A 6,497-nucleotide genomic window follows, 5' to 3' on the forward strand; every position below is an offset into this window, starting at 1 on the left:
GCTCCTCGCCGACTGGGACGCGGTGGTCGGCCGCTTCCACAAGGTCGTGCCCGCCACCTACCAGGCCGTGCTCGTCGCCAAGGACGCCGCCGAGCGAGCCGGACTCAGCGAGTCCGAGACCCACGAGAAGATGATGGAGGCGGCGACCAATGGCTGACCCCAAGGGCTTCCTGCACACCGACCGTGAGGTCGCCACGAGCCGTCCGGCCGAGGAGCGGGTCAAGGACTGGAACGAGGTCTACGTTCCGGGTTCACTGCTGCCGATCGTCAGCAAGCAGGCCGGGCGCTGCATGGACTGCGGCATCCCCTTCTGCCACCAGGGCTGCCCGCTGGGCAACCTGATCCCGGAGTGGAACGACTACGCCTACCGCGAGGACTGGGGCGCCGCGATCGAGCGGCTGCACGCGACGAACAACTTCCCGGAGTTCACCGGGCGGCTGTGCCCGGCCCCGTGCGAGTCGGCGTGTGTGCTGGCCATCAACCAGCCCGCGGTGACCATCAAGAACGTCGAGGTCACCATCATCGACAAGGCGTGGGACAGCGGCGACGTCACACCGCAGCCCCCGGAACGGCTGTCGGGCAAGACCGTCGCCGTCATCGGCTCCGGCCCCGCCGGACTCGCCGCCGCACAGCAGCTGACCCGGGCCGGTCACACCGTCGCGGTGTACGAGCGCGCCGACCGGCTCGGCGGGCTGCTGCGCTACGGCATCCCCGAGTTCAAGATGGAGAAGCGGCACATCAACCGCCGTATCGAGCAGATGCGGGCGGAGGGCACCAAGTTCCGTACCGAGGTGGAGATCGGCCGCGACCTGGACGCGAAGAAGCTGCGCAAGCGGCACGACGCGGTCGTCATCGCGGCGGGCGCCACCACGGCGCGCGACCTGCCCGTGCCGGGGCGCGAACTGAACGGCGTACACCAGGCGATGGAGTACCTGCCGCTGTCCAACAAGGTGCAGGAGGGCGACCTGACCGTCTCCCCGATCACCGCCGAGGGCAAGCACGTCGTCGTCATCGGCGGCGGGGACACCGGCGCCGACTGCGTGGGCACCGCACACCGGCAGGGCGCCGCCTCCGTGACCCAGCTGGAGATCATGCCGAAGCCGGGCGAGGAGCGGGCGCCGCACCAGCCCTGGCCGACCTTCCCCATGCTCTACAAGGTCTCCTCGGCACACGAGGAGGGCGGTGACCGGGTCTACTCCGTCAACACCACCCACTTCGAGGGCGATGAGGACGGCAACGTCCAGTGGCTGCACCTGATCGAGGTGGAGATGAAGGACGGCAAGCCCGAGCCGAAGCCCGGCACCGAACGGAAGATCCCCGCCCAGCTGATCACCCTGGCGATGGGCTTCACGGGAATCGACCAGGACAACGGCCTGGTCGAGCAGTTCGGTGTGGAGCTGGACGCGCGCGGCAGCGTCGCCCGCGACGCGGACTACGCGACCAACGTCGCCGGCGTCTTCGTCGCCGGCGACGCGGGCCGCGGCCAGTCCCTCATCGTGTGGGCCATCGCCGAGGGCCGCTCGGCGGCCAAGGGAGTCGACCGCTACCTCATGGGCACCAGCGCTCTCCCGTCCCCCATCGCGCCGACGGACCGTGCTCTGACGGTCTGAGCGTTCACCTACGGCCGCGGTGCCCGTCCCCACCCCCGACCGGTGGCCGGGCACCGCGGTGTGGTGCCTGACGGTCGTGCCCGACGTCGACTGACAGTACCCGCCCGTCATGACAGACCGTGATGACGGGCGGGTGCCGTCAGTCGATGCCGCGCCAGATGTGCGTCTCGCGGCCGATCTCGTCCTCGTCCTCGACGCCCGCCAGCAGCCACAGCGGGGCCCCCAGCGGCACGGGCGTCTCCACCACCTCCTCGCCCGGCGGGTGCTCCCTCGGTGACGGTGACGGCACTGTGGTGGTCATCTCTGCGTCAACTCCCCTGTACGACTCGGGCGCAGCAGGCCGACGGGCCTGAGGCGCGACCGCCTCCCCGGAAGGCTCCCGCAGCTCGATTCTCACCCCCAAGAGCGCACGGCGCAGCTCGGCGAAGCACAGGGGCGCACGCCGCGCGCGGAGCTGCCGGCGGGGCTCGCAACCGGCAGCCGGTGGGTCAGTCCGCCAGCCTCGCCGGGAAGCCGCCGGTGGCGACCGGCCCCCAGTGCCGCGGAGTGACACGGATCAAGGACTTGCCCTGCTTCAGCATCGCCGCACGGTACTCGTCCCAGTCCGGGTGCTCGCCGGAAATGGTGCGGAAGTACTCCACCAGCGGCTCCACCGACTCCGGTACGTCGATGACCTCGGCATCCCCGTCGATCTGCACCCACGGGCCGTTCCACTCGTCGGAGAGCACGAGCAGGCTCACGCGCGGGTCCCGCCGCGCGTTGCGGGTCTTGGCACGCTCGGGATAGGTCGAGAGGACGATCCGTCCCGCGTCGTCCACGCCGCAGGTCAGCGGCGAGCACTGGGGCGCTCCCTCGGCGCGCCGGGTGATCAGGACGGCGCGGTGCCGCGGGCGTACGAAGTCGAGCAGGCCGGCCAGCTCGACGCGGGTATTGGTGGCGATGTAGGGGCTCATGCCGCCGAACGTACGCCATGGCCTGCCACGCAGGCCCTCGCGGGCCCTGTCAGGTGTCGCACTCCAGCACCGTGCGGCACAGCCCGCAGCGGGCCCGGACCCTGCCCTGGACCGGGACGCGGATGCGCTGGTGGCACGTGGGGCAGGGAAAGGTCACGTGCAGCGGTGAGTGGCTCTCGAAGGCGTAGCCGACCTTGTCCGACGCCACCGGGACGGCATCGGGACGGGCCAGTGCGGAGCGCCGGTCCCTGGCGTAGCGGCGACGGCCGACCCAGCCCGCGGCGGTCAGCGGCGGCTGTTCCTCGTCGGCGCGGGCCAGCGCGCGGCCCTCGACGTACGCCTCGTACGCCTGCGGACTGGTGAACCAGATCGAGGGATCCTCGCCGAAGAGAGCGGCCCGCTTGGCGAGCACGTAGCCGTACTCCTCCGGGGTGAGATACCCGAGCTTCTGCGAGGAGACCTGGTCCTGCCGGAAGGCGTCCAGCAGCAGCCAGCCCGCGCCGAGATAGGTGGTGGCGGTGTCGGTGAGGATCTCGTTCTCCCGGGTGTCGCGGAAGGCGAGACCGAGGCGGTGCAGACAGACGTGCATCACCTCGTGCGCGAGGGCCGCGCCGATGTCGCGGCGGTGGCGCCGGAAGCGGGTGTTCAACTCGATGAAGTACTCCGGGCCCGCCGCGAGTTCCACGCTCGCCGCGTGATCCATCTCGCGGAAGTTGACGATCATGCGGGCATCCGGAAGCCGGAAGTGGTGGACCATGACCCGGGCGACGCGCTGCACACCGGAATAGAGCTCGTCGGAGTCGGAGAAGGCGACATCACTGGGCACGACGCTGCCGTCGAAGAGACGCATGGTGTCCCACGACAGCCGCTTGTAGAGGGCGCTGACGGACGCTCGTACGGTCTCCAGGTGCGGGAAGCCCCGCTCGACCGGGTCTCCCGGGGGGCGGCCGCCGGCATCGCTCGCCGTCATGGGCATCACCCCCGGACTCCGTCGGTTACTGTCACTGTACGGGCGCGGACGCCGGCGGGCCCGGCGAGTGCGCGGCCCCACACACACTCCGACCTGGAACGGCGGCATGGCGAAGATCAACAACGGCACCACCGGCACCGGCACCACCGACGACGTGACGGAGTCGGTACGGGCGGAGCTGGGCGAACTGCGCGACAGCATCGACAACATCGACGCCGCGGTGGTGCACATGCTCGCCGAGCGCTTCAAATGCACCCAGCGCGTCGGCCGGCTCAAGGCCGACCACGACCTTCCCCCCGCCGACCCGGCCCGGGAGGCCCGTCAGATCGCCCGGCTGCGGGAACTGGCCGAGAGCGCCAAGCTCGATCCGGCCTTCGCGGAGAAGCTGCTCAACTTCGTCATCGCCGAGGTCATCCGGCACCACGAGACGATCGCCCGCTCCTGACCGGCCCGCACGGCCCTGACGGGCCCCGGCCAATCACCGCCGGGGCGCGTCGTCCTCGCCGATGTGGTGGACCCGGACCAGGTTCGTGGAACCGGGGACGCCGGGCGGGGAACCCGCCGTGATGACGACCAGATCGCCCCTCTCACACCGGCCAAGCTTGAGCAGCTGCTCGTCGACCTGGCTGACCATCTCGTCCGTGCTCTGCACGGTCGGGCCGAGGAACGCCTCCACGCCCCAGGTCAGGCTCAGCTGCGAACGCGTGGCCGGGTCCGGGGTGAAGGCGAGCACCGGGACCGGCGAGCGGTAGCGGGAGAGGCGGCGCACCGTGTCACCGGACTGGGTGAAGGCCACCAGGAACTTCGCCCCGAGGAAGTCGCCCATCTCCGCCGCGGCCCGCGCGACCGCGCCGCCCTGCGTACGCGGCTTGCTGTGCTCGGTGAGCGGCGGCAGGCCCTTGGCCAGCAGTTCCTTCTCGGCCGCCGTGACGATGCGGCTCATCGTCTTCACCGTGTCGACCGCGTGCTTGCCCACGCTCGTCTCGCCGGAGAGCATCACCGCGTCCGTACCGTCCATGACCGCGTTGGCCACGTCCGAGACCTCCGCGCGGGTGGGCCGGGAGGACTCGATCATCGAATCCAGCATCTGGGTGGCCACGATGACTGGCTTGGCGTTCCGCCTGCACAGCTTGACGGCGCGCTTCTGCACCAGCGGCACCGACTCCAGCGGCATCTCCACCCCGAGGTCGCCGCGGGCCACCATCACCCCGTCGAAGGCGTCCACGACGGACTCCAGGTTCGTGACGCCCTGCGGCTTCTCCAGCTTCGCGATCACGGGGAGGTGCCGGCCCTCCTCCGCCATGACACGGTGCACCTCCTTCACGTCGTGTCCGCTGCGTACAAAGGAGAGCGCGATGACGTCGGCGCCCGTGCGCAGCGCCCAGCGCAGGTCCTCGACGTCCTTCTCCGACAGGGCGGGCACGGAGACCGCGACACCCGGCAGGTTGAGGCCCTTGTGGTCGGAGACCATGCCGCCCTCGACGACCACGGTCCGCACGACGGGGCCCTCGACCGCGACCACCTCCAGCGTGACCCGGCCGTCGTCCACGAGGATGCGCTCACCCGGCGACACGTCGGCGGCCAGCCCGGCATAGCTGGTGCCGCAGCGGGAACGGTCGCCCTCCTGCTCCGCCGCCACGGAGATGGAGAACTCGTCGCCGCGTTCGAGGAGTACGGGACCCTCACGGAAACGCCCGAGCCGAATCTTCGGACCTTGAAGATCGGCGAGAACTCCCACGCTGCGGCCCGCCTCCTCCGCGGCCTTGCGCACGTGGTGGTAGCGCTCCTCGTGCTCGGCGTGCGAGCCATGGCTCATATTGAGCCTGGCCACGTCCATCCCGGCGTCGACGAGTGCCTTGATCTGCTCGTACGAGTCGGTGGCGGGACCCAGAGTGCTGACGATCTTTGCGCGGCGCATAATCCGAGCCTACGACTTACCCATGGGTAGAGAACGGCTCGCCGATGACTCCTCAACGCCCTTTGCCGGAAAGGCCATTGACAACTAATAAAGTGGGCAGACGCTCGCTCCGATGAGCGCGACAGGGGCGCCGCTGCTCACTCTCCGCACCCGGGACCGTGCTTCACAGTGCGGGGCGGCTCATCACGAAACGCGCGTTCACCCGTGCCCGCACCGTCTGCCGCTGCGGCTCCAGATCCAGGGCCGGAGCCGCGGCGCCGGGTGCGGCCGGCCCCCCGTAACCGGCGGACCGCATCCCTTGCGCGGGGGGCGGCGGCACGCTGTTCTCCGCGCCCAGATCGGCCAGCTCCACCAGCGCCACCAGTTCCGCGCCCAGTGCACCCGCGTACTCCCGCGCTCGCGTCACCGCCTCTCGCACCGCCTGCTGCCGCGCCGAGCGGTGCGCCGAGGAGTCCGGACGCAGCGCCCACCACGGCCCGTCCACCCGGGTCAGCTCCAGGTCGGCCAGCCGCGTGGTCAGCTCGCCGAGCGCGGTGAAGTCGCCGACGGTCGCCGAGATGTGCACCCGCCCGTGATAAGTGCGTACGCGCTCCCGCCGGCCCTTCTCCGTCAGTTCCGGCGAGACGGAGAACGCGCCCGTCGACAGCTTCTCCACCGCCTCGCCGTACCCCTTGAGCAGCTCCAGCACCTCGGAGTTGCGCCGCGTCAGCGCGTTCAGCGCCTCGCGTTTGTCCGTGCCCCGGGCGCTCACCTGTACGCCGATCCGGGCGATCTCCGGGTCGAACTCGAGGCTCGCCTCGCCTTGCACGGCGACCCGGGGCGTGTCCGGGGTGCCGTAGGGGAGGGGCTCGGGTGCTGCGGAGTGGCCGGGTGTGTTCGTCATGCGGCCACTCTCGCAGACCCGTGGCGGCGCCGGTCCCGGATCATTCAGGACGGTGGCAGACGGCCTCGACGTTGTTGCCGTCCGGGTCGCGTACGAACGCCCCGTAGTACGACTCGTGGTACTCGGGCCACAGTTTCGGCGGGTGCAGCACCTCGGCCCCGGC

General features: G+C 70.7%; 7 protein-coding genes. 2 read left to right on the forward strand and 5 right to left on the reverse strand.

Annotated features, from left to right (window positions below; all coding sequences use genetic code 11):
- Positions 1-149 precede the first annotated feature (149 nt).
- Entirely contained in the window at positions 150-1,610 is a 1,461-nt protein-coding gene (locus ACRDP3_RS16355; protein ID WP_431517688.1) for a glutamate synthase subunit beta, read from the forward strand.
- A gap of 139 nt (positions 1,611-1,749) precedes the next feature.
- Here ACRDP3_RS16355 and ACRDP3_RS16360 read toward each other — a convergent pair whose 3' ends face one another.
- From ACRDP3_RS16360 to ACRDP3_RS16370, 3 genes are all read right to left on the reverse strand, one after another.
- Complete coding sequence (locus ACRDP3_RS16360; RefSeq protein WP_431517689.1) at positions 1,750-1,911, reverse strand: hypothetical protein; 162 nt, start codon at positions 1,909-1,911, stop codon at positions 1,750-1,752.
- Between the two features lie 187 nt (positions 1,912-2,098).
- Entirely contained in the window at positions 2,099-2,563 is a 465-nt protein-coding gene (locus ACRDP3_RS16365) for a PPOX class F420-dependent oxidoreductase (RefSeq protein WP_431517690.1), read from the reverse strand.
- Positions 2,564-2,612: 49 nt separating this feature from the next.
- On the reverse strand, positions 2,613-3,533 hold the full coding sequence (locus tag ACRDP3_RS16370) for a hypothetical protein (RefSeq protein ID WP_431517691.1): 921 nt from the start codon (positions 3,531-3,533) through the stop codon (positions 2,613-2,615).
- 106 nt (positions 3,534-3,639) lie between these two features.
- Between ACRDP3_RS16370 and ACRDP3_RS16375 the strand changes: the two genes are divergently transcribed.
- Positions 3,640-3,978 (forward strand): chorismate mutase, encoded by a 339-nt coding sequence (locus tag ACRDP3_RS16375; RefSeq protein ID WP_431517692.1) that lies wholly within the window; start codon positions 3,640-3,642, stop codon positions 3,976-3,978.
- Between the two features lie 33 nt (positions 3,979-4,011).
- Here the strand turns inward: ACRDP3_RS16375 and pyk are convergent, their stop codons facing one another.
- Together pyk and ACRDP3_RS16385 are read right to left on the reverse strand one after the other, a co-directional pair.
- The gene (gene pyk / locus ACRDP3_RS16380) at positions 4,012-5,451 is read right to left on the reverse strand and encodes a pyruvate kinase (protein ID WP_431517693.1); all 1,440 of its coding nucleotides are present in this window, start codon (positions 5,449-5,451) and stop codon (positions 4,012-4,014) included.
- A 163-nt stretch (positions 5,452-5,614) separates the two neighbouring features.
- Positions 5,615-6,334: an SIMPL domain-containing protein gene (locus ACRDP3_RS16385; protein WP_431517694.1), complete on the reverse strand. Its 720-nt coding sequence runs from the start codon at positions 6,332-6,334 to the stop codon at positions 5,615-5,617.
- Positions 6,335-6,497: the final 163 nt, after the last annotated feature.

Source organism: Streptomyces sp., assembly GCF_050698815.1.
Taxonomy (GTDB): Bacteria; Actinomycetota; Actinomycetes; order Streptomycetales; family Streptomycetaceae; genus Streptomyces.